The 20,217-nt window shown below is 72.8% G+C and carries 19 protein-coding genes and 1 pseudogene; 9 read left to right on the top strand and 11 right to left on the bottom strand.

Annotated features, from left to right (window positions below; all coding sequences use genetic code 11):
* The first annotated feature begins 21 nt into the window (after positions 1-21).
* From ADK41_RS21575 to ADK41_RS21560, 4 genes are all read left to right on the top strand, one after another.
* Positions 22-819 (top strand): rhamnogalacturonan acetylesterase, encoded by a 798-nt coding sequence (locus tag ADK41_RS21575; RefSeq protein WP_030821020.1) that lies wholly within the window; start codon positions 22-24, stop codon positions 817-819.
* A gap of 34 nt (positions 820-853) precedes the next feature.
* Entirely contained in the window at positions 854-2,188 is a 1,335-nt protein-coding gene (locus tag ADK41_RS21570; RefSeq protein WP_030821023.1) for a pectate lyase family protein, read from the top strand.
* Between the two features lie 86 nt (positions 2,189-2,274).
* Positions 2,275-3,396 (top strand): pectinesterase family protein, encoded by a 1,122-nt coding sequence (locus tag ADK41_RS21565; RefSeq protein ID WP_030821026.1) that lies wholly within the window; start codon positions 2,275-2,277, stop codon positions 3,394-3,396.
* Positions 3,380-4,456, top strand: coding sequence for a dienelactone hydrolase family protein (locus tag ADK41_RS21560; protein ID WP_030821029.1), 1,077 nt, complete (start codon positions 3,380-3,382; stop codon positions 4,454-4,456). The genes ADK41_RS21565 and ADK41_RS21560 overlap by 17 nt, the downstream gene beginning before the upstream one ends.
* Here ADK41_RS21560 and ADK41_RS21555 read toward each other — a convergent pair.
* From ADK41_RS21555 to ADK41_RS21525, 7 genes and pseudogenes are all read right to left on the bottom strand, one after another.
* Positions 4,437-6,644, bottom strand: a complete 2,208-nt coding sequence (locus ADK41_RS21555) for a family 43 glycosylhydrolase (protein ID WP_030821031.1) — start codon at positions 6,642-6,644, stop codon at positions 4,437-4,439. The genes ADK41_RS21560 and ADK41_RS21555 overlap by 20 nt on opposite strands.
* A 305-nt stretch (positions 6,645-6,949) precedes the next feature.
* A complete protein-coding gene (locus tag ADK41_RS21550) occupies positions 6,950-7,780 on the bottom strand; it encodes a pectate lyase (protein ID WP_030821033.1) in 831 nt (276 codons plus the stop codon).
* Positions 7,781-7,865: 85 nt separating this feature from the next.
* On the bottom strand, positions 7,866-8,723 hold the full coding sequence (locus ADK41_RS21545) for a hypothetical protein (protein ID WP_030821036.1): 858 nt from the start codon (positions 8,721-8,723) through the stop codon (positions 7,866-7,868).
* Positions 8,720-9,325: a SigE family RNA polymerase sigma factor gene (locus ADK41_RS21540; protein ID WP_030821038.1), complete on the bottom strand. Its 606-nt coding sequence runs from the start codon at positions 9,323-9,325 to the stop codon at positions 8,720-8,722. The genes ADK41_RS21545 and ADK41_RS21540 overlap by 4 nt, the downstream gene beginning before the upstream one ends.
* A 340-nt stretch (positions 9,326-9,665) precedes the next feature.
* Positions 9,666-10,079: pseudogene (locus tag ADK41_RS21535) on the bottom strand (penicillin-binding protein 2); the annotation flags it as partial.
* A 102-nt stretch (positions 10,080-10,181) separates the two neighbouring features.
* The gene (locus tag ADK41_RS21530; RefSeq protein ID WP_030821042.1) at positions 10,182-10,655 is read right to left on the bottom strand and encodes a GNAT family N-acetyltransferase; all 474 of its coding nucleotides are present in this window, start codon (positions 10,653-10,655) and stop codon (positions 10,182-10,184) included.
* A 3-nt stretch (positions 10,656-10,658) separates the two neighbouring features.
* Entirely contained in the window at positions 10,659-11,432 is a 774-nt protein-coding gene (locus tag ADK41_RS21525) for an IclR family transcriptional regulator (protein ID WP_030821044.1), read from the bottom strand.
* 142 nt (positions 11,433-11,574) lie between these two features.
* On the opposite strand from ADK41_RS21525, the gene ADK41_RS21520 reads away from it, so the two are divergent.
* Positions 11,575-13,104, top strand: a complete 1,530-nt coding sequence (locus ADK41_RS21520) for an aldehyde dehydrogenase (NADP(+)) (RefSeq protein ID WP_078661827.1) — start codon at positions 11,575-11,577, stop codon at positions 13,102-13,104.
* A 4-nt stretch (positions 13,105-13,108) separates the two neighbouring features.
* Here the strand turns inward: ADK41_RS21520 and ADK41_RS21515 are convergent, their stop codons facing one another.
* Positions 13,109-13,771: a response regulator transcription factor gene (locus ADK41_RS21515; protein ID WP_030821050.1), complete on the bottom strand. Its 663-nt coding sequence runs from the start codon at positions 13,769-13,771 to the stop codon at positions 13,109-13,111.
* A 90-nt stretch (positions 13,772-13,861) separates the two neighbouring features.
* A complete protein-coding gene (locus ADK41_RS21510) occupies positions 13,862-15,583 on the bottom strand; it encodes a sensor histidine kinase (protein WP_063781737.1) in 1,722 nt (573 codons plus the stop codon).
* Between the two features lie 221 nt (positions 15,584-15,804).
* Between ADK41_RS21510 and ADK41_RS21505 the strand changes: the two genes are divergently transcribed.
* The 4 genes from ADK41_RS21505 (at position 15,805) to ADK41_RS21490 (ending at position 19,006) form a co-directional block, all read left to right on the top strand.
* Positions 15,805-16,401, top strand: a complete 597-nt coding sequence (locus ADK41_RS21505; protein WP_030821056.1) for a hypothetical protein — start codon at positions 15,805-15,807, stop codon at positions 16,399-16,401.
* Between the two features lie 54 nt (positions 16,402-16,455).
* Positions 16,456-17,064, top strand: a complete 609-nt coding sequence (locus ADK41_RS21500; RefSeq protein WP_030821059.1) for a DUF1349 domain-containing protein — start codon at positions 16,456-16,458, stop codon at positions 17,062-17,064.
* 82 nt (positions 17,065-17,146) lie between these two features.
* Positions 17,147-17,857 (top strand): DsbA family oxidoreductase, encoded by a 711-nt coding sequence (locus tag ADK41_RS21495; protein ID WP_030821061.1) that lies wholly within the window; start codon positions 17,147-17,149, stop codon positions 17,855-17,857.
* Between the two features lie 96 nt (positions 17,858-17,953).
* On the top strand, positions 17,954-19,006 hold the full coding sequence (locus ADK41_RS21490; RefSeq protein ID WP_030821063.1) for an aminotransferase class V-fold PLP-dependent enzyme: 1,053 nt from the start codon (positions 17,954-17,956) through the stop codon (positions 19,004-19,006).
* Positions 19,007-19,175: 169 nt separating this feature from the next.
* On the opposite strand, the gene thpD is transcribed toward ADK41_RS21490, so the two are convergent.
* Positions 19,176-20,090 carry an ectoine hydroxylase gene (gene thpD / locus ADK41_RS21485; protein WP_053670286.1) on the bottom strand — a complete coding sequence of 305 codons (915 nt, stop codon included), beginning with the start codon at positions 20,088-20,090 and terminating at the stop codon, positions 19,176-19,178.
* Between the two features lie 6 nt (positions 20,091-20,096).
* Positions 20,097-20,217 (bottom strand): ectoine synthase (locus ADK41_RS21480; protein ID WP_030821065.1); only part of this gene is annotated, 121 nt, incomplete at its 5' end.

The following is a 20,217-nucleotide window of genomic DNA, read 5'->3' as shown; positions in this document are numbered from 1 at the left end:
CCCTGTGGAAAGGCACAGCTCGTGTCCCTCACGCGTAGACAGGTTGCCGTCGCCGGGATCGGCGTTCCTCTCGCACTCGCCACGAGCGGGACCGCGCGGGCAACGCCCGGCCGGCGTTCCCGCACCCTCCACATCGCCGGTGATTCCACCGCCGCGCAGAAGTACGCCGACGCCGCGCCCGAGACCGGGTGGGGGATGGCGTTGCCCTTCCTGCTGCACCGGCGCCTCGCCGTCGCCAATCACGCCGTGAACGGGCGGAGTTCCAAGAGCTTCGTCGACGAGGGGCGGCTCGAGGCGATCCTCTCCTCGATCCGGCCCGGTGACGTCCTCCTCGTCCAGTTCGCGCACAACGACGAGAAGACCGCCGACCCCGCCCGCTACACCGAGCCCTGGTCGACGTACCAGGAGTACCTGCGGATGTACGTCGACGGGGCCCGGGCCCGTGGGGCGCGGCCCGTGCTGGCCACCGCCGTGGAGCGGCGCCGGTTCGACGCGGACGGGCGTGCCGTGCCGAGCCACGGGGAGTACCCGGCGGCGATGCGGGCGCTGGCCGCCGAGGAGCGGGTCGCGCTGCTCGACGTCCAGGCGCTGTCGCTGGCGTCGTGGCAGGAGCTCGGGGCGGAGGAGACCAAGAAGTACTTCAACTGGACGGCGACCGAGCAGGACAACACGCACTTCAACCCGCCGGGCGCGATCGCCGTGGCGCGGCTGGTCGCCCGGGAGCTGCTGCGCACCCGGGTGCTCGCGCCGCGCGACGTGCGCCGGCTGGACGCGGAGATCCCGGAGTCGTGGATCACCTGGCCGGAGGCCGTCGCGTAACACCCCCTGGACCATGAAGAAGGAGAGCCGCACCATGAGCACATTCGGATGGCATGGGCATGCCACGGTGAGAGCCGCCTCGCTGGCCGGCTGCACCGCCCTCGTACTGGCCCTGACCGGCACGGGCGCCCAGGCGCACTCCCCGTCGCACCACCACCGTGACCCCGCCCGGCAGACGCTGGGCGCGGGCGACGGCTGGGCCTCCTACGGCACCGGCACCACCGGAGGCGCCGCCGCCGACCGCGAGCACGTCCACACCGTGCGCACCTGGGCGGAGTTCAAGGCGGCCCTGGCGGACGGCGGAGACGCGCCGAAGATCATCAAGGTGAAGGGGACCATCGACGCGGTCTCCGAGGGCTGCGAGGCGTTCGCCGCGCCCGGCTACGACCTCGACGCCTACCTCGAGGCGTACGCGCCGGAGACCTGGGGCATGGAGCAGGACCTGAGCGCCGAGCCGGACGACAGCCAGGAGGGGCTGCGCAGGGCTTCCGCCGCCGCCCAGGACACCGCCATCAAGGCGAACGTCCCCTCCAACACCACGATCATCGGTGTCGGCCGCAACGCCGGGATCAAGGGCGCCAGCCTGCAGATCAAGGGCGTGGACAACGTCATCGTCCGCAACCTCGCCCTCGAGAGCCCGATCGACTGCTTCCCGCAGTGGGACCCGACCGACGGCAGCCGGGGCAACTGGAACTCCGAGTACGACACCGCCGTCGTCCACGGCTCCACCCACGTCTGGCTGGACCACAACACGTTCACCGACGGCGAGCACCCCGACAGCGAGGCGCCCGCCTACTTCGGCATGCTGTACCAGCAGCACGACGGAGAGCTGGACATCGTCAAGGGCGCCGACTACGTCACCGCCTCCTGGAACGTCTTCACCGAGCACGACAAGACGATCCTGATCGGCAACAGCGACGGCGAGTCCACCGCCGTCGGCGACCGGGGCAGGCTGAAGGCCACCTTCCACCACAACCTGTTCTCCGGCCTGGTCGAGCGCGCGCCCCGCGTCCGCTTCGGACAGGTCGACGTGTACAACAACCACTTCGTGGCGAAGGACGGCTACGCCTACAGCTTCGGCATCGGCAAGGAGTCCCAGCTCGTCGCCGAGCACAACGCGTTCACCCTGGCGAAGGGCATCAGCCCGGCGAAGATCCTCAAGCGGTGGAACGACTCGCCGCTCACCGCCGCGCACAACCTGGTCAACGGCGAGCGGGTCGACCTGATCGCCGTGCACAACGCGGAGATCCCGGCCGAGACCCTGCGGTCCGGCGCCGGCTGGACGCCCGCCCTGCGCACCGCCGTCCACCCGGCCAGGGCCGTCCCGGCCCTGGTGAAGCACGGCGCGGGCGCCGGCCGCGTCCGCTGACCCCTCCCTCCCGACAGCCGGGCCGGTGCGGCCCGCCCCCACTGCGGCCCGCACCGGCCCGGCCCCGTCACCCAAGGAGCACCCGCATGCCCCCGTCCCTGTCCAGAAGGAACGTCCTGCTGGCCGGCGCCACGGCCTCCGCCGCGCTCGCCCTGTCCGCCGCCCCGGCGCAGGCGGGCCACGGGCCCCGCCGCCCGTTCGGCCGGTACGGCTCACCGTCCGCCCGGCTCACCCCCAGGACCCTGTACGTCCACCCGCGCGGCGCCGGCGACTTCACCACCGTCCAGGCCGCCGTCACCGCCGCGACCGGCACCGGACGCACCCTCGTCATCGCCCCGGGCACCTACCGCGAGACGGTCTCCGTCGACGCCGACCGCACCGACATGACCTGGCTCGGCGCCTCCCAGGACCCCCGTGACGTGGTCATCGTGTACGACAACGCGGCCGGCACCCCCAAGCCGGACGGCTCCGGCACCTACGGCACCTCCGGCTCGGCCACCACCACCGTGCGCCCCGACGGCTTCACCGCCCGCTGGATCACCTTCGCCAACGACTGGCTGCGCACCGATCTCCCCGGCACCAGCGGCACCCAGGCCGTCGCCCTCAAGGTGCAGGGGGACCGCAGCGCCTTCACCCACTGCCGGTTCCTCGGCCACCAGGACACCCTGTACGCCGACTCCCTCTCCCTGGACGCCTTCGCCCGCCAGTACTTCGCCCACTGCTACGTCGAGGGCGACGTCGACTTCGTCTTCGGCCGGGCCACCGCCGTCTTCGAGCACTGCCACTTCCGCACCCTGGTCCGCCCCGACCTCACGGGCGCGCCGTACGGCTTCGTCTTCGCGCCGTCCACCGCCGGCGCCAACCCGCGCGGCTACCTGGTCACCCGCGGCAGGATCAGCAGCGAGGCCCCCGACGGCTACTACAAGCTGGCCCGCCCCTGGGTGCCCAGCTCCGACCCCACCGCCCGCCCGATGCTCACCGTGCGCGAGACCCACCTCGGCGCCGGCATCGACGCCGTCGCGCCCTACGCCGACATGCGGGACGCCTACCCCTGGCAGGACCAGCGCTTCGCCGAGTACCGCAACACCGGCCCCGGCGCGGTCGTCACCGTCCCCGCGAACCGTCCCCGGCTCACCCGCGCACAGGCCGCCTCGCACACCCCAAAGGCGTACCTCGGCGACTGGCGGCCGTATGCCCGCCACCGGTGACCTGCCCGGATTCCACACGGCGCTCAAGGACGAGCTGACCTTCCCGCTCGCCTGGGGCGCCTCGCCGGTCCGGGACTTCGACGCGTGGCGGCGCACGGCCCGCGCGGTGGTCGAGGAGCACCTCCTCGTCGACCGGCAGGACGGGACGCCGTACGCCCCGGAGTTCGCCGCCCGTTCGGACGGCGACGGGTACACGCGGGAGCTGGTCACCCTCTCCCTCACCCGCTACGGACGGGTCCGCGGCGCCCTGCTCACCCCGTGGGGCGCCGGCCCGTTCCCGGCGGTCCTGCTGCTGCACGACCACGGCTCCCGGTTCGACATCGGCAAGGAGAAGGGCGTCCGGCCCTGGGACGACGACGCCCGCCTCGCCTCCGCCGAGGAGTGGGCCGGCCGGTGCTTCGGCGGACGCTTCGTCGGGGACGAACTCGCCCGCCGCGGCCATGTGGTGCTGTGCCTGGACGCGCTCGGCTGGGGCGACCGCGGCCCCCTGGCCTACGAGCGACAGCAGGCACTGGCGAGCAACCTCTACCACCTCGGCTCCTCGCTCGCCGGACTGCACGCCCGCGAGGACCAGCGGGCCGCCGCCTTCCTGGCGGGCCTGGACCGCGTGGACGAACGCCGCGTCGCCGCCGTCGGCTTCTCCATGGGCGGCTACCGCGCCTGGCAGGCCGCCGCGCTCAGCGACGACATCGCCGCCGCGGTCAGCGTGTGCTGGATGACGGGCCTGAAGGAGATGATGGCGCCCGGAAACAACACCCTGCGCGGGCAGTCGGCGTTCCACATGCTCCACCCGGGACTCGCCCGGCACCTCGACATCCCCGACGTGGCGAGCATCGCCGCGCCGAAGCCGATGCTGTTCTTCCACGGCGGGCGCGACGCCCTGTTCCCCGCCGACGGGGTGCGGACCGCGTACGACAGGCTGCGGGCCGTCTGGCGCGCGTGCGGCGCCGAGGAGCGGCTGCGGCTGAAGACGTGGCCGGAGCGCGGCCACGTCTTCGACGCCGTGATGCAGGACGAGGCCTATGCCTGGCTGGAGTCGGTCACCGCCGCACCGGCCTGACCGACTCCAGGGTCGGCACCACCGGCTCGATGGTGCCGTCGGCCGCGAACTCCAGGCGGTCGACGGTGGTCTCGCGGTGCGTGCCGTCCCCGCCGGGCTTCCCTGGGCCGTTCAGCGCGAACCGGTGGTAGACGATGTACCAGTCGTCGGTGCCGGGGGTGTTGACCACGGAGTGGTGACCGGTGCCGAGGATGCCGTACTCGGGGCGCTTGGACAGGATCGTGCCGCGCTCGGTCCACGGGCCGAGCGGGGACGGACCGGTCGCGTAGGCCACGTGGTAGTCCTCGCTGCGGGTGTCGTCCTCGGACCACATGAAGTAGTACGTGCCGTCGCGCTTCACCACGAAGGAGCCCTCGCGGAAGCCGTCCGGGGTGATGTCCTTCACCCGCCCGGCGTCGAAGGACACCATGTCGTCGTCGAGCGGGGCCACGTAGCCGTGCCCGTTGCCCCAGTACAGGTACGACCGCCCGTCGTCGTCCGTGAACACGGCCGGGTCGATCATCTGGCCGCTGAACTGCGTCCTCCCGATCAGCGGCGCGCCGAGCGCGTCCGTGAACGGGCCGGCCGGGGAGTCGGCCACCGCGACGCCGATCTGCTGCTCGGCGCAGAAGTAGAAGTAGTACCTCCCGTCGCGTTCCGCGATCGCGGGCGCCCAGGCGTTCCTGTCGGCCCAGGACACGTCGGGCCCGAGGTCGAGGATCACCCCGTGGTCCTTCCAGTGGACCAGGTCCTTCGACGAGAACGCCTTGAACCGGGTGCCGCCCCAGCCGGGGAAGCCGTCCGTGGTCGGGTAGATCCAGTACCGGCCGTCCAGGTACCGCACGTCCGGGTCCGCGTACAGGCCGGGCAGGACGGGGCTGCGGGTGGGCACCGCCTCGACGGTCCAGGTGCGCCGTGTGCCGTCGGCGGCCGTCACCGTGTACGCCTGCGGCTGGCGGAAGTCGCGGCGGGCGCCGGACCCCGGGCCGACCGTCGCGCCCTCGGCCGCCCACAGCCTCGGCGCGAGACGTCGCAGGTCGGCGTCCGGCTCCATCGGCAGCACGACCCTGCCCGTCTCCTCGCTGACGACGGCGTACCCCTTCTGGCCGGGTGCCGTGACGTCCACGAGCGACGTGGGGCTCTGCGGGTACGCGGCCAGCAGCCGGTCGTACTCCGCTTGCGTCACCGGGATCACCGTGCCGTGCCGGGGACTCGCGGGCAGCTGGTAGTCCGTGGACGGGGTCCACTCGCCGGAGTCGAGGTCGGTGGTCTCGAAGGGGAGGTAGCCCCGGCCGCCGTACTCGTCGATGAACAGGTACCACTTCTCCTCGGTGTTCGACTTGAACACCGTCGGCCCCTCGCCCCGGCTCATCGCGCCGCTGCCGATGCAGTCGGAGACGAAGGTGTACGAGGTGTCGGTCAGCGACGCCGACTTCTCGCCGGTGACGAACTTCGAGCAGGGCGAGCCGGAGGCCGGGTCGCGCTCGTCCTTGGTGTAGCGGTAGTACGTGCCCTCGTGCTCGACGACGGTCGAGTCGATGACCGAGTAGCCAGGGTCGTTCCAGACCTTCGGCTCGCTGAAGGTGCGGAAGTCCTCCGTGGTCGCGTACAGCATCCTGTTGTACGTCGAGCCGGTGTGGTCCGGGTCGTCGTCGGCGTACAGCTTGGACGCCCAGAAGACGACGTACGCGTCGAGCTCGTCGTCCCAGTAGGCCTCCGGGGCCCAGGTGTTGCCCGCGTTGTCCGGGGCCACCTTCACCAGGCGCCGGTCGGTCCAGTGGACCAGGTCGGTGGACTCCCACACCATGATCGACTTACTGCCGTGCCGCTGGACCTCGTCCCAGCTGCCGCTGCTGCCGCGGTACATCCGCAGGTCGGTGGCGATCATGTAGAACCGGTCGCCCCCGGGGGAGCGGATCACGAACGGGTCGCGCAGCCCCTTCTCGCCGGTCGTGGAGGTCAGCACCGGTTCGCCGGCGTTGAGTTCGCGCCAGTGCAGGGCGTCGTTGCCGCGGCTGAGGGCGTAGCGGATCTGCTCGCCGTCGGCGGTGCCCTCGCCGGTGAAGTAGGCGAAGAGGTAACCGGCGTACGAGGGCTTCTTCACGGGCGGTGCTCCGGGGTGTGCGGTGCCCGGCGGGGCGGCGAGCAGGGCGAGGAGGAGGGCGAGGAACGGGACGAGAAGCGTGCGGCGTGCGGTGTGGCGGCGCATGACACTTCCTGTCGGAGCCTGAGGGATTCTGTTGTTTCCCGGAGTGTCGCCAGGGGAGCGCGGGGCGTCAACCGATGCGGGTGGGGCGGGCGACGCCGAAAGTTTTCGGGTGTTTTCGCCGTGCGGAGGCTCGGACGAAAGGCGGACGCCCCGCCGGACGAACCGGCGGGGCGTCCTGGTCGGCGGCCCGGATGGGGGTCCGGGACCGCCGGGGGGTTCCGGCCGCCCGAGGGGGGCTCGGGCGAAGCCGGTCACCGGGCCGCCGGACGTCGAGGCGGCGGCCCGGGGTCATGGGACCGGCGGGATCACTTGTAGGTGATGTCCGACGCCGAGAACATGCAGGACTTCCCGTCGGCGCCGGAGCCGAGCTCCTTCGGCTCCTTGCCCGTGTTGTTGCCCTGGAAGCGGGTGCAGGTCTTGATCTTCTTCTTGCTGTCGCCCTGGATGCGGATCTGCGACAGCGTGGCGGTGTCGCCGTAGTTGGTGTTGACGCCGACGAGCGACTTGCCGGGCGCGACGACGTCGATGTCCTTCAGCACGATCGTGCGCTTGTACTGCGTCTTGCAGTTGCCGCAGGAGCGCACCAGCTTGCCGAAGTCCTCGACCCGGAAGCCGCTCACGGTCAGCGTGCCGGCGCCGTTGAACTGCAGCACCTTGTCATCGGCCTTCTTCGCGCCGCCGCCGATCACCTTGTACTGGGCCGACGACGACTTGCCCTTGAAGCTGGCGGCGTCCTCGCCGACGTCCAGCCACCAGACGTTCTGCAGGGTGCAGCTGCCCTTGCAGTGCACGCCGTCGGCGGCCGGGGTGCCGATGATCACGTTCTTCAGCGTGGCGCCGTCGGCCAGCTCGAAGATCGGGTCCTGGTTCTCGTCCTGGCTGTCGCTGCCGAGGGCGCCGGTGCCGTAGAACTTCTTCATGCCGCCGTCGTACGTCCCGGAGACCGGGACGGTCTTGGACACCGGCTTGCTGCCGGTGTCGGAGGGCCAGGCCGAGGCGGCGCCCGCGGTGGACAGCATCGTCGTGGTGACGATCGCCGCACCCGTGATGCCGAGCGCGGAGACTCCGGCGATCACGGCCCGCCGCTTGGTGGTCCTGCGGCGGTGGGAGGCGCGCTGTTCGGGTCGTGCAGTCATGCGCGATGTCCTTGCGTGGAGAGGGTCTTTGCGTCTCCTGGTCGCCGCCGCCGCGGAAAGGGTTGCCGCCCCGGACGATCTTTTTTCAGGAATCCTCGTCGCCCGCCTCGTCCTTGTCTTCCTGCGCCGCGAAATCGCCGCCGACCGCGAGCTGTCCGGAGCCGGTGCCGGCCCTCGCCGTGTAGGCGTCGTCCCCGGCGTCCCGGCCGCCGCGCTCGTGGTCGTACTGCCCCGCGAAGACCCACTCGCCGGGCTTGACCGCACGGCCGTCCTTGAGCGTCCAGACGTAGACGAGGAAGCCGTCCCGCTCGTCCACCGAGAGCTCGAAGTCGTCCTCGGGCAGCGAGCGCCAGGCGCCCGTGGAGGTCACCCCGCCGGTCTGCGCGATCCGCAGCTCCACGGTGAGCGAGGTCAGCCGCTCGGCGGTCTTCAGGGTGACGTTGCTCTGCGCCCAGAACTCGTTGCTGTGCGGGTCCACCGAGCCGTCCGACCACAGCGGCCCGTCCTCGACCCCGGCCGGCGGCCGGACGGGGTCGCCGGACGGACTCGGCGTCCTCGCGGGCCCGCTGGCCGTGTTCCGGGGCTGCTCGGAGGGGTCCGGCGCGGGGGTCCCCGACGGCTCGGGCGGCCGGCTCGTCGCTTCCGGGGACGGTGTGGGCGTCGGTGAGACGGCCACCTGCCGCTGCGGCGGCTTCTCGTCCTGCACCGAGGACGCGACCGCGTAGCCGCCCACCGCCAGCACCCCGGCCACCGCGGCCGTCGCGCCCGCCACCCGGAACCAGCCGAACACCGGCGGGCGCGTGGCCCGGTGCTCGGGGCGGGCCGGTCCGGCCATGCCGCGCTCCACCCGGGCCAGCATGCGCTCCCGGTCGGGCTCGTGCGCCCCGGCCGCCTCCTGCAGCCGGGCGCGCAGCTCGTCGTGCACGTCCCGCCGCATCGTCATCGCTTCCTTCCCCTGGCCCCGTGGGGGCGTTTCCGCGCGTTCCCGACCGCTTCCCCGCCCGCGGTGGCCGCCACCGCCGCGTGCACCTGACGCGGCATCTCCCGCGTGCCCAGCAGCCGCTGCAGTTCGGCCATCCCCTTCGAGGTCTGGCTCTTCACCGTACCCACCGAGACGCCCAGAGCCAGCGCGGTGTCCTTCTCCGACAGGTCGAAGGCGTGTCGCAGGACCACACACGCCCGCTTGCGGAACGGCAGCCGGCGCAACGCCTCCTGCACGTCCACCACCCCCGGCACGTCGGGGTTCTCGATCCGTTCCTCGCGCGGTGACCAGAACAGCGCGATCCGCCGCCGCTCTCGCACCGCGCCGCGGATCCGGGTGCGGGCCAGATTGGCCACCACGCCCCGGGCGTACGCGGCCGGATGGTCGGCGGCGCGCACCCGGTCCCAGCGGTGCCACAGCGCCAGCAGCGCGTCCGCCGCCAGATCGTCGGCGATGTCCGCCTCACCCGTCAGCAGATGGGCCAGCCGGGACAGTTCGGCGTAGTGGCGTTCGAAGAACGCGTGGAACTCCACGGCGGCGGTGTCGTCGACGACGGTGCCCACGGGCGACCTCCCCTCGCAGCGGCGTCGGGCGCCCGACGGGCACCGGTGACGATGTGTGTCATGTAGATGACATGTGAATGTCCGGAGTGACCGGCGTGAGTTCCGGAGCGTAGCAGTGATCATTCACGGGCTCGTGCGGAGGGCCGAACGAGGTCTGGCCGGTCAGTGTGCGTAGGGACGACACGGGCCGCGGCGGGACGAGGTTCATCGCGGGCGCGATCCGGCCGGGCGCCCGGCGTGAAACAGCCGTCGGCACAAGGCGGCGGGCCGCCCCCGGGGGGAGGGGGCGGCCCGCCGTCCGTGAAGACGCCCTGCCGGCCGGGAGGGTTCAGTCCCGCGACGCCGCTTTCCGCACCGCCGGGTCGACGGTCGTCACCGCGGTGCCCGGGCCGGCCGGTGACGGTGTCCGTCACCGGCCTCGGCCGGGGGCCGTGCCGTTGAGCAGGTCCTGGTGGACGCTCTTCGGCTGCGTCGGGGCGCAGGCCTGCGAGGCGTGGCCCGTCACCGCCGCGTACAGCGGGCCGTCCTCGTACGTGCGCTTGTACGCGGGGCCGCCTCCCTCCGCCCGCGCCGAGCCGGTGATCGTCCCACCGGCCACGACGATGTCCCCGAGCGGCTCCGCGTACGTCCCGATCGCGTCGCGCCGGTCGTCGCTGTCGTCCGCGAGCGCCCGGCCCTCGTGGAACCGCACCCGGACCGCCCTGACCGGCAGGGCGAGCACCAGGAGCAGGGTGAGGACGGAGGCACGCCCGATCGCCTTGTTCCTCGCGGCCGGACGGACGAGCGGCGTCGGACCGTCGCCTTCCGTCCCGTTTCCCCGTCGGGCGTTCATCGAGCGGCCGTGCCGCCCGGACGCTCAGCGGTCCAGCGCGAGCACCAGCTCGTCGATCTCCGCGCCCCGCGCGGGCGCGTACGCCGCGGCCCGCCCGGAGACCTCGAAACCGCACCGCTCCAGCACCCGCCGCGACCCCGCGTTGTCCGCGGCCACGCGCGCGTACAGCGGGCGTTCGCCCACCTCCGCGAGGAGGGTGCGCAGCGCGGCCGTGGCGATCCCCTTGCCCCAGTGGGCGCGGTCGACCCAGTACGTCACCTCGCGCTCGCCCGCCTCCCCGTACACCGCCGCGTGCCCCACCACGTCGCCGTCGCCCAGCACCGTGCGCACCACGACCTCCGGGGAGCTGCGGATGCGCGTCCAGTGGGAGTCGAAGCGGTCCCGGTCGGCCGGGTCCTCGGGGGTGAAGGCCGCCATGCGCAGCGCCTCCGGGTCGTTCAGCTGCCGGTAGAAGACCGGCAGGTCGCTGTCGTGCACCGGTCGCAGGGCGATGTCCACGGGTCAGAGCCTCCGGGTGGCCAGGGTCAGCCGGTCGCGGGCGTCGAACAGGGCGTCCTTGACCATCTGCTCGTGCGCGGGCGTGAGCCGCGCCACCGGCACCGAGCAGCTGATCGCGTCCCGCGCGGGGGTGCGGTACGGGATCGCCACGCCGAAGCAGCGCAGCCCCAGCGTGTTCTCCTCGCGGTCCACGGCGAAGCCCTGCTCCCGCACCAGGCGCAGCTCCTCGATGAGCTTCTCCCGGTCCGTGATGGTGTTCTCGGTCAGCGCGGGCAGCGTCTCCGGGAGCATCTTGCGCACCTGCTCGTCCGGGTACGTGCTCAGCAGCGCCTTGCCCAGCGACGTCGAGTGCGCGGGCAGCCGGCGGCCGACCCGGGTGAACGGGCGCAGATAGTGCTGCGACTGGCGGGTGGCGAGGTAGACCACGTTGGTGCCGTCGAGCCGGGCGAGGTGGATGGTCTCCGTGGTGTCGTCGGAGAGCCGGTCCAGGGTGGGGCGGGCCGCCGCGACGACCTCGTCGCCGTCGATGTACGACGTGCCCACCAGCAGCGCCCGCACGCCGATGCCGTACCGCGTGCCCGTCGCGTCCGTCTCCACCCAGCCGAGGTCCACGAGGGTGCGCAGCAGCATGTAGAGGCTCGACTTGGGGTAGCCGACGGCCTCCTGGACCGCCGCCAGGGAGTGCATGCCGGGGCGTCCGGCGAAGTACTCGAGCAGTTCAACGGTCCGCACCGCGGACTTGACCTGCGCCCCGCCGCCCGTCTCGCCAGCCGACATCGCCCTTGACCCCTTCGTTCGCCGGGAAATAGTCTCCGAAGCACATTCACCCACAGAGACGCTGTTCAGCATATCGAACACCCCTGTGGGATGACGTACATACTGCGGCATTGCATGCGGCAATCAAGTGGAGGGACCCGCGGTGGCAGCAGCACCAGTCTGGAGTGTCGACCCCCGAACCGGGAAGCAGCGTGAACAGGTTGCGGTGGAGGCCACAGCCCAGGAGGTCGACGCCGCCGTCCGCGCCGCGCACGACGCGCGCGGCGCGCTGACGGACCGCACCGTCCGCGCGGCCTTCCTGCGCACGGCCGCCGACGAGCTCGAGGCGGCCAGGGACCAGCTCGTCGAGGTCGCCGACGCGGAGACCGCGCTCGGCCCGGTCCGGCTCACCGGCGAACTCGCCCGCACCTGCTACCAGCTGAGGGCCTTCGCCGGCATCGTCGAGGAGGGCGCCTTCCTCGACGTCGTCATCAACCACCCCGACGACACCGCGACCCCGCCCGTCCCGGACCTGCGCCGCTACAAGATCCCGCTGGGCGTCGTCGCCGTCTACTCGGCGTCCAACTTCCCCTTCGCCTTCTCCGTGGCCGGCGGCGACACCGCGAGCGCGCTCGCGGCCGGCTGTCCGGTCGTCGTCAAGGCCCACCCCGACCACCCCGGACTGTCCGAGCTGGTCGCCAAGGTGCTGCGCCGGGCCGCCGCCCGCCACGACGTCCCCGAGGGCGTGCTCGGCCTGGTGCACGGCTTCGACGCCGGCATCGAGCTGATCGAGCACCCGCTGGTCTCGGCGGCCGGTTTCACCGGTTCCGTCCGAGGAGGCCGCGCCCTCTTCGACGCGGCCGCCGCCCGGCCCGTCCCGATCCCGTTCCACGGCGAGCTGGGCTCGCTGAACCCGGTCGTCGTCACCGAGGCCGCCGCCGCCGAGCGCGGCGAGGCGATCGGCGCCGGGCTCGCCGGTTCGATGACGCTGGGCGTCGGCCAGTTCTGCGTGAAGCCGGGCCTCGTCCTCGCACCGGCCGGCGCGGCCGGCGACGCGCTGGTCAAGTCGCTGACGGACGCCGTCAGCGACACCGACGCCGGCGTCCTGCTCGACCACCGCATGCGCGACAACTTCGTCGCCGGGGTCGCCGAGCGCGCCCAGCTGCCCGACGTGGAGTCCCCGGTGACGCCGGGCGCGGGCGGCGAGCACACCGTCAGCGCGGGCTTCCTCACCGTCCCCGCGAGCCGGCTGGCCCAGGAGGGCGAGCACGACCTGCTGCTCGAGGAGTGCTTCGGACCGGTCACCGTCGTGGCCCGCTACGAGGACGACACCGAGGTGCGGGGTGTGCTGTCGCGGCTGCCGGGCAACCTCACGGCGACCGTGCAGCTGTCCGCCGAGGAGTCGGCGGGGCAGGGCCGCGGGGCGGAGCTGGTGCGGGAGCTGACGCCGCTGGCCGGGCGGGTCCTGGTCAACGGCTGGCCGACGGGCGTCGCGGTCGCCCCGGCCCAGCACCACGGCGGCCCCTACCCGGCGACCACCTCCACCTCCACGTCGGTGGGCGGCACGGCCATCGAGCGGTGGCTGCGGCCGGTCGTCTACCAGGGGACGCCCGAGGCGCTGCTGCCCGCGGAACTCAAGGACGACAACCCGCTGGGACTGCCCCGGAGGTTCAACGGCCGCCTGGAGCGCTGAGGACTCACCCCGCGCTCGGCTCCAGGCCCGCGTCCCGGGCCAGGAGCGCCGCCTGGACCCTGTTGTCGCAGTCGAGCTTGGCCAGGATGCGGCTGACGTACGTCTTCACCGTGGCCTCGCTCATGTGCAGGCGGGCGCCGGCGTCCGCGTTGGACAGGCCCTCGCCCAGCAGGGCCAGGACCTCGCGTTCGCGTGCCGTCAGGCCCGCCAGGCGGCGGCGCGCCTCCTCGCCGCGCACGGTGGCGGCGGGGGAGGCGAGGGTGTCCACCACGTGGCGGGTGGCGGCCGGGGACAGATAGGCGTCGCCGGCCGCCGCCGCGCGGACCGCGTGGATCAGTTCCTGCGGCGCGGAGTCCTTCAGCAGGAAGCCCGCGCCGCCGTGGCCGAGCGCCCGCAGGACGTTGTCGCGTTCCCCGAACGTCGTCAGGATCAGCACCCGGACCCCCGGTGCGGCGCGGCCCATCTCGGCCAGCGCGGTCAGTCCGTCCATCACGGGCATCTGGATGTCCAGCAGGGCCACGTCGACCGCGGTGCTCCGGGCGGTCTCCACCGCCTCCCGGCCGTCCCGCGCCTCGGCGACGACATCGATGTCGTCCGCCGAGGTGAGGATCATCCTGATGCCGGCCCTGATGAGCGGCTCGTCGTCGGCGACGAGGACCCGGATCACGCGGCCTCCTGCGCGGTCTCGGTGTGACAAGCGGATGGCGAAGCCCGCCCATCATGCCCGATCCGGCCGCGAGCGCGGCCGCGGACCGCGTCACACCTCGTGCGGGTAGGACTCCTTGGAGGACAGCTTCCCGTCGCGGAAGCAGAACCGGTAGACGATGTCCTCCTCGTCGTCCACGAAGTGCTCGCAGACGGCGTCCTCGGGCAGCGGCGGGCCGTCCTTCTCCACGCCGTCGGTGAGCAGCGAGCCGCCTTCCGGGAACTTCTTCCGGAGGTCCGCCTCGGCGTCGCCGATCCGGGCCGACTCGTACACGCTCGCCGGAATGACGGCCTTCCCCACCTCGTCCATCAGTTTCCCCGCCCCCCAGAACACCAGGGCGCCGACGCCCGCGACGAGGACCACGGCGGTGAGGGCGCATCCCAGGGCGACGTTCTTCTTGCTGCTCATGATGGCGGCGAACTCCTTGTGCGGATCGGTGCGTTCGATGACCGCTCCACCCTCGCCCGCGGAGCCCGCGCCGCTCTGCCCCCGAAAGTCGTCGCCGGCGACGACGGACGTCGCGCCGTCCGGACGGGACCGCCGCCCGCCGTCGCCGTAGGGCAGCACGCCGGCGAGGCGGAAACCACCGTCGGGGGTGGGACCGGTGTGCACCATGCCGCCGACCAGCCGGGCCCGCTCCCGCAGGCCCGTCAGCCCCTGCCCGCCGCTGATCGCGGCCGCCCGGGCCGGAGTCCCGGCCGACGCCGGTCCGTTGGCCACCTCCACCACCAGGCTGTCCGGTTCGTAGCGCAGCGCCACGGTGATCGGGGCGCCCGGCGCGTGCTTGTGCGCGTTCGTCAGGCCCTCCTGGGCGATGCGGTACACCGCGTGGTCGGCGGCGGGCGCGAGGGGCCGTTCGGCGCCGGAGCGGTGCAGCACCACCGCCGTGCCCGCGGCCCGCGACGACGCGACCAGCTCGTCCACGGTGGCCGCCCCCCGGGCCGTCGAGGGCCCGGCGTCGTCCCCGGGGACCGTCGTGGGCGCCTCCGCACCGTCCCGCAGGATGCCCACGGCCTCGCGCAGCTCCCGCATCGCCGACCTGGACGCCTCACGGAGGATGCCCACCCCTTCCCGCCGGCGGTCGCCCAGGTCCGGGTCCACCTCCAGCGCCCCGGCGTGCACGGCGATCAGGGCGAGCTGGTGACCGAGGCTGTCGTGCATGTCCTGGGCGATGCGCTGCCGTTCCAGCAGCCGGGCCTGCCGTGCCACCATCGCCTGCTCGCGCACCAGTTGGGCGTTGTGCCGGCGCAGGGCGTCGAGCAGGGCGTGGCGCTGGGCGCGGTAGCGGGAGGCGAGCCCCGGCACGACCGCCAGCATCAGGAACGGGCTCCCGGTCAGCACGGCCGCCAGCGGCAGGGACACCCCGAGCCCGTCGTCGCCCGTGCTGCCGACGGTGACGGCGAAGTAGAGCACGAGCCCGGCCGCGTACGCGCCCACCGCGCGTCCCGGGTGCTTGATGCGGCTGCCCGCCGACCAGCTCGCGCAGACCAGCAGCGGGACCGTGCCGAAGATCCCCCCGGCCAGGGCCGACGACACCGTCAGCACCGTCGCCGGCAGCGCACGGCGGACCAGCGACAGTACGGCGACGGCCAGGGCCACGGCGCCGCCCCGTGCGAGGGATCCGGTCTCCACCGTGCGGAGGAGTCCCGCGGTCCCGGAGAGGACCACGGTGAGCACGACCTCCCCGACGATCCGCCGGCGGGGCCAGGGAGAGGCGGCGGCGAGCCGGGAAAGGAGCGGCCCGCCGGGAGGTGATGTCTCTGCTGCGTCCACGCGCAGACCATAGAGGCCCGCCCCCGGGCCCCCGCATCCCCCCTTCGGAGCGGCGGCGAACGACGAAAGTGGACACCCCGCTTCCCAAGGCCCCTGTCCTCTTTGGTCGTTGCCGGCGGCGACTTACGGAGACTGCCCCGGACCGGGGCGCGCGCCGAGGATGGCTCCGCCGGACGCACACGGCGGACGGCGCGGGGACCGAGGGCTCGGGGAGCGGAACAGTGGACAGTGCCAGGCAGGGGACGAGCGGACGTTTCACCGTCCGGCAGAAGGCCGGTCTCAAGAGCGACCGGTACACCGTGAGCGAGTTGCTGCCGGACGGCTCCGACGGCGGGGTCCTCGCCTTCGCCGAGGTCGAGCGGCTCTCGCTCAAGGAGGAGATGACCTTCTACGCCGACGAGTCCAGGACCCGGGTCCTCTTCACCGTCGAGGAACGGAGCCTCCTCGACGCCGGCGACGGCTACGACGTGCGGGACGCGGAAGGCGGCTCCGTCGGCGCGTTCGAGGAGAGGTTCTTCGCCTCCCTGCTGCGCTCGACGTGGGTGCTGCACCAGCAGGGCTCGCCCCCGGCCGTCGGACGGGAGCGCAACCGGTTCGTGGCCGTCCTCCGCCGCGCCTGGGGCTTCCTGCCGTTGGACCTGGTGCCGTTCCTGTGGCCGTACCACTTCGATTTCGAGACGGACGGCAAGCCGGTGATGAGGGTCGACAAGAAGTTCGGGCTGCGCGACCGCTACGTGGTGGACGTGGTCGTACCCGATCTGGACCGGCGCCTGGCCATCGCCCAGGCCGTGGCCCTGGACGCGCTCCAGGGCCGCTGACCGGGACCGCCCCCCGGCCCCTGGGCGCCGGGGCCCGCCTGGAAGAATCCCGCCATGGACCTCGAGATCCCCGAACTGCCCTTCCCCTTGCGCGCCTACGGCCCCGACGGCCACTGGTCCCACGAGGACGGCGTCCTCACCGGACGGGCCGGACCCCGGCAGGACCGTTTCGTGCCGCCCACCGACGAGGCGCTGGAGCCCGCCTCCGACGCGCCGCGCCTGCTGGGCGCGCCCGAGGGCGACTTCCAGCTGATCGCCCGGGTCACGGTCGGCTTCGCCGCCGCCTTCGACGCCGGCGTCCTCTACGTCCACGTGGGCGAGCGGGAGTGGGCCAAGCTCTGTCTGGAGTACTCGCCGGACGTGCCCACCGTCTGCACGGTGGTCACCCGGGGCCACTCCGACGACGTCAACTCCTTCACCGTCGACGGTGGTTCCGTCTGGCTCCGGGTGAGCCGCACCGGGCGCGCCTTCGCCTTCCACGCCTCCCGGGACGGCGAGCGCTGGACCTTCGTCCGCCTCTTCACCCTCGGCGACGACAAGGAGACCGGGGCGGCCCTGGTCGGCTTCATGGCCCAGTCGCCGACGGGGGAGGGGTGCGCGGTGACGTACGACCACATCGAGTACCGGCCCCACTGGCCGAGCGATCTGCGGAACGGCGACTGAGGGAATGAGAGCAGCTGGTTGAATGTTCACGTAGTTGCCGGAGGGAGTCTCCGTACCCGTACGACCTGGAGTGCCGATCACGATGCGCGTCGAAATCTGGTCCGATATCGCCTGCCCCTGGTGCTATGTCGGAAAGGCCCGCTTCGAGAAGGCGCTGGCCGCCTTCCCGCACCGGGAGCGGGTCGAGGTCGTGCACCGTTCCTTCGAGCTGGACCCGGGCCGCGCCAAGGACGACATCCAGCCGGTGATCTCGATGCTCACCGGGAAGTACGGCATGAGCGAGGCGCAGGCCGAGGCCGGTGAGGACAACCTGGGCGCCCAGGCCGCCGCCGAGGGCCTGCCCTACCGCACCCGGGGCCGCGACCACGGCAGCACCTTCGACATGCACCGGCTGCTGCACTTCGCCCGCGAGCAGGGCCGCCAGGTGGAGCTGCTCGACCTGCTGTACCGGGCGAACTTCGCCGAGGAGCGGTCCGTCTTCGACGACGACGAACGGCTCGTCGAGCTCGCCGGCGCCGCCGGTCTCGACACCGGCGCGGCGCGCGGGGTCCTCGCCGACCCGCAGGCGTACGCCGACGAGGTGCGCGCCGACGAGCGGGAGGCGGCGGAGCTCGGCGCGAACGGTGTGCCGTTCTTCGTGCTGGACCGCACGTACGGCGTCTCCGGCGCCCAGCCCGCCGAGGTGTTCGCCCGGGCGCTGACGCAGGCCTGGGGCGAGCGCCCGCCGCTGACCCCGGTCAACGGCGACGCGGAGGCCTGTGGCCCGGACGGATGCGCGGTGCCGCAGCAGTAGAACGCGCAGGTCGGCGCGTGCGCATAAGCATTGCTTTGGGATGTCGGGCAGAACTCGGCAATGGACGGGGAGGTCCCGGGACCGCAGAGTGGTCCCATGGAGACCTTCGAGAACCTCGTCCGTGCCGAGTTCGCCCCGGAGAACACCTACCTGAACACCGCGAGCAACGCTCTCCTGCCGGCCCGCACCGTGGCCGCACTCCAGGACGCCGCGCGGCTGCGCGCGCGGGGCCGTACGCTGGACCCGCTCTTCGCCGACGTCGAGGCCTGCCGTGCCGCGTACGCCCGGCTGGCCGGCGTCCCGGCCGAGCGGGTGGCGGCCGGCGCCACGGTCGCCCTGCACACCTCGCTGATCGCGGCCTCGCTGCCGCCGGGCGCCGAAGTCCTCACCGTGGAGGGCGACTTCACCTCCGTGCTGAACCCCTTCCACACACGCGGCGACCTCAAGGTGCGGACCGTGCCGCTGGAGCGGCTCGCCGACTCCGTGCGGCCCGGCACCGCGCTGGTCGCGGTCGGCGCCGTGCAGTCCGCCGACGGCCGGATCGCCGACCTGCCCGCGCTGAGCGAGGCGGCGCGCGGCCACGGGGCGCGCACCTACGTCGACTTCTCCCAGGCGGCCGGCTGGTTCCCGGTCACGGCGGACGCGTACGACTACAGCGTCTCCATCACCTACAAGTGGCTGCTCGGCCCGCACGGCGCGGCCTTCCTCGTCGTCCCCGAGGACTTCGGCGACCTGACGCCGGTGCAGGCGGGCTGGGTCGCGGGGCAGGACCCCTGGGGCAGCTGCTACGGTCCCGTCGCCGAGCTCGCCCGCTCGGCCCGGCGGTTCGACTCCACTCCCGCCCTGTTCGCCTACGCGGGACTGCGCGCCTCCCTCGAACTCGTCGAGGAACTCGGCGTGGACGCCGTCCGCGCCCACGACCTGGCCCTCGCCGACCGCTTCCGCGCGGGGCTCGCCACGCTGGGCCACACACCCCTGCCCTCGTCCGGTTCGCCGATCGTGTCCGTGCCCGGGCTCGGCCGTCTCCAGCCGGAGCTGGCCGAGGCGGGCATCCAGGTGTCGAACCGCGCGGGGAACCTGCGGGCCTCCTTCCACCTGTACAACACGGCCGCCGACGTGGACCGGCTGCTGGACGCGCTGTCCGGCTGAACGCACGGCAGCGGGCCGGCGCCTCCCTGTCCCACACCAGGAGGCCCGGCCCGCGGTCTTGTGGTGCGCCTACCGCACCGTCCCAGCACCTACTTCACCGGCGTGAAGTCCCGTGCTCCGATGCCGTGGTGTCCGGGGGACGACCCCCGGGCCCCCGGCCGGATCCGGTTCACCTCACCGGGGTGAAGTCCCGTGCTCCGATGAACTCGGGCCGCCGGACGGGTGCGGCGAAGGGTTCGACGGCGGTGTTCTCCACGCTGTTGAAGACGATGAACACGTTGCTGCGCGGGAACGGCGTGATGTTGTCGCCGGAGCCGTGCATGGCGTTGCAGTCGAACCAGGTCGCCGAGCCGGCCTTGCCGGTGAACAGCCTGATGCCGTACTCCGACGCCATCTTCGTCAGCGCCTCGTCGGACGGCGTCCCCGCGTCCTGCATCTGCAGGGACTTCTTGTAGTTGTCCTTCGGCGTGGCCCCCGCGCATCCGAGGAACGTCTTGTGCGACCCCGGCATGATCATGAGACCGCCGTTGGTGTCGTAGTTCTCGGTGAGCGCGATCGAGACGATCGAGACCGAGATGGTGCGCATGTTCGGCAGGCCGTCCTCGGCGTGCCAGGTCTCGAAGTCGGAGTGCCAGTAGAAGCCGCTGGCGCCGAAGCCGGGCTTGACGTTGATCCGTGACTGGTGGACGTAGACGTCCGAGCCGAGGATCTGCCGGGCCCGCCCGACCACGCGCTCGTCGCGCACCAGCTTCGCGAAGACCTCGCTGATTTTGTGCACTTCGAAGACGGACCGGATCTCCTTGGACTGCGGCTCCACGATCGAGCGTTCGTCCGCGCGGATCGCCGGGTCGGTGGTGAGCCGCTCCAGCTCGCGCCGGTACTCGCCCACCTCGTCCGGTCCGATGAGCTGGTCGACGGCGAGGAAGCCGTCGCGCTCCAGAGCCTGGAGGTCACCGGTGGAGACGGGACCGGGCGTGTCCGGGGAGCCCCAGACGACCGGGTCCTGCCGGGGAGTCGCCACCTCGGTGGCGCCGCGGGTGGGGTAGAGGTCGGTGACGTGCGTGGTCGTGGTCGTGGTGGTCATGGCGAGTCACACCTCCTCGGTGAGCAGCGGGTAGACGCCGTTCTCGTCGTGGTCCTCCCGTCCGGTGACGGGCGGGTTGAAGACGCAGATGCAGTGGAAGTCCTCCTTGACCTTGAGCGTGTGCCGC

The sequence above is a fragment of the Streptomyces caelestis genome (assembly GCF_001279005.1).
Lineage (GTDB): Bacteria > Actinomycetota > Actinomycetes > Streptomycetales > Streptomycetaceae > Streptomyces > Streptomyces heliomycini.
The sequence above is the reverse complement of the archived record's forward strand: the minus strand, read 5'-3'. Positions and strand labels throughout refer to the sequence as shown.

Coding starts and splice junctions, on each gene's coding strand:
- ADK41_RS21570 (WP_030821023.1), top strand. CDS start 854: ATGAGCACATTCGGATGGCATGGGCATGCCACGGTGAGAGCCGCCTCG.
- ADK41_RS21565 (WP_030821026.1), top strand. CDS start 2,275: ATGCCCCCGTCCCTGTCCAGAAGGAACGTCCTGCTGGCCGGCGCCACG.
- ADK41_RS21560 (WP_030821029.1), top strand. CDS start 3,380: ATGCCCGCCACCGGTGACCTGCCCGGATTCCACACGGCGCTCAAGGAC.
- ADK41_RS21555 (WP_030821031.1), bottom strand. CDS start 6,644: ATGCGCCGCCACACCGCACGCCGCACGCTTCTCGTCCCGTTCCTCGCC.
- ADK41_RS21550 (WP_030821033.1), bottom strand. CDS start 7,780: ATGACTGCACGACCCGAACAGCGCGCCTCCCACCGCCGCAGGACCACC.
- ADK41_RS21545 (WP_030821036.1), bottom strand. CDS start 8,723: ATGACGATGCGGCGGGACGTGCACGACGAGCTGCGCGCCCGGCTGCAG.
- ADK41_RS21525 (WP_030821044.1), bottom strand. CDS start 11,432: ATGTCGGCTGGCGAGACGGGCGGCGGGGCGCAGGTCAAGTCCGCGGTG.
- ADK41_RS21500 (WP_030821059.1), top strand. CDS start 16,456: ATGGACCTCGAGATCCCCGAACTGCCCTTCCCCTTGCGCGCCTACGGC.
- ADK41_RS21495 (WP_030821061.1), top strand. CDS start 17,147: ATGCGCGTCGAAATCTGGTCCGATATCGCCTGCCCCTGGTGCTATGTC.
- ADK41_RS21490 (WP_030821063.1), top strand. CDS start 17,954: ATGGAGACCTTCGAGAACCTCGTCCGTGCCGAGTTCGCCCCGGAGAAC.
- thpD (WP_053670286.1), bottom strand. CDS start 20,090: ATGACCACCACGACCACGACCACGCACGTCACCGACCTCTACCCCACC.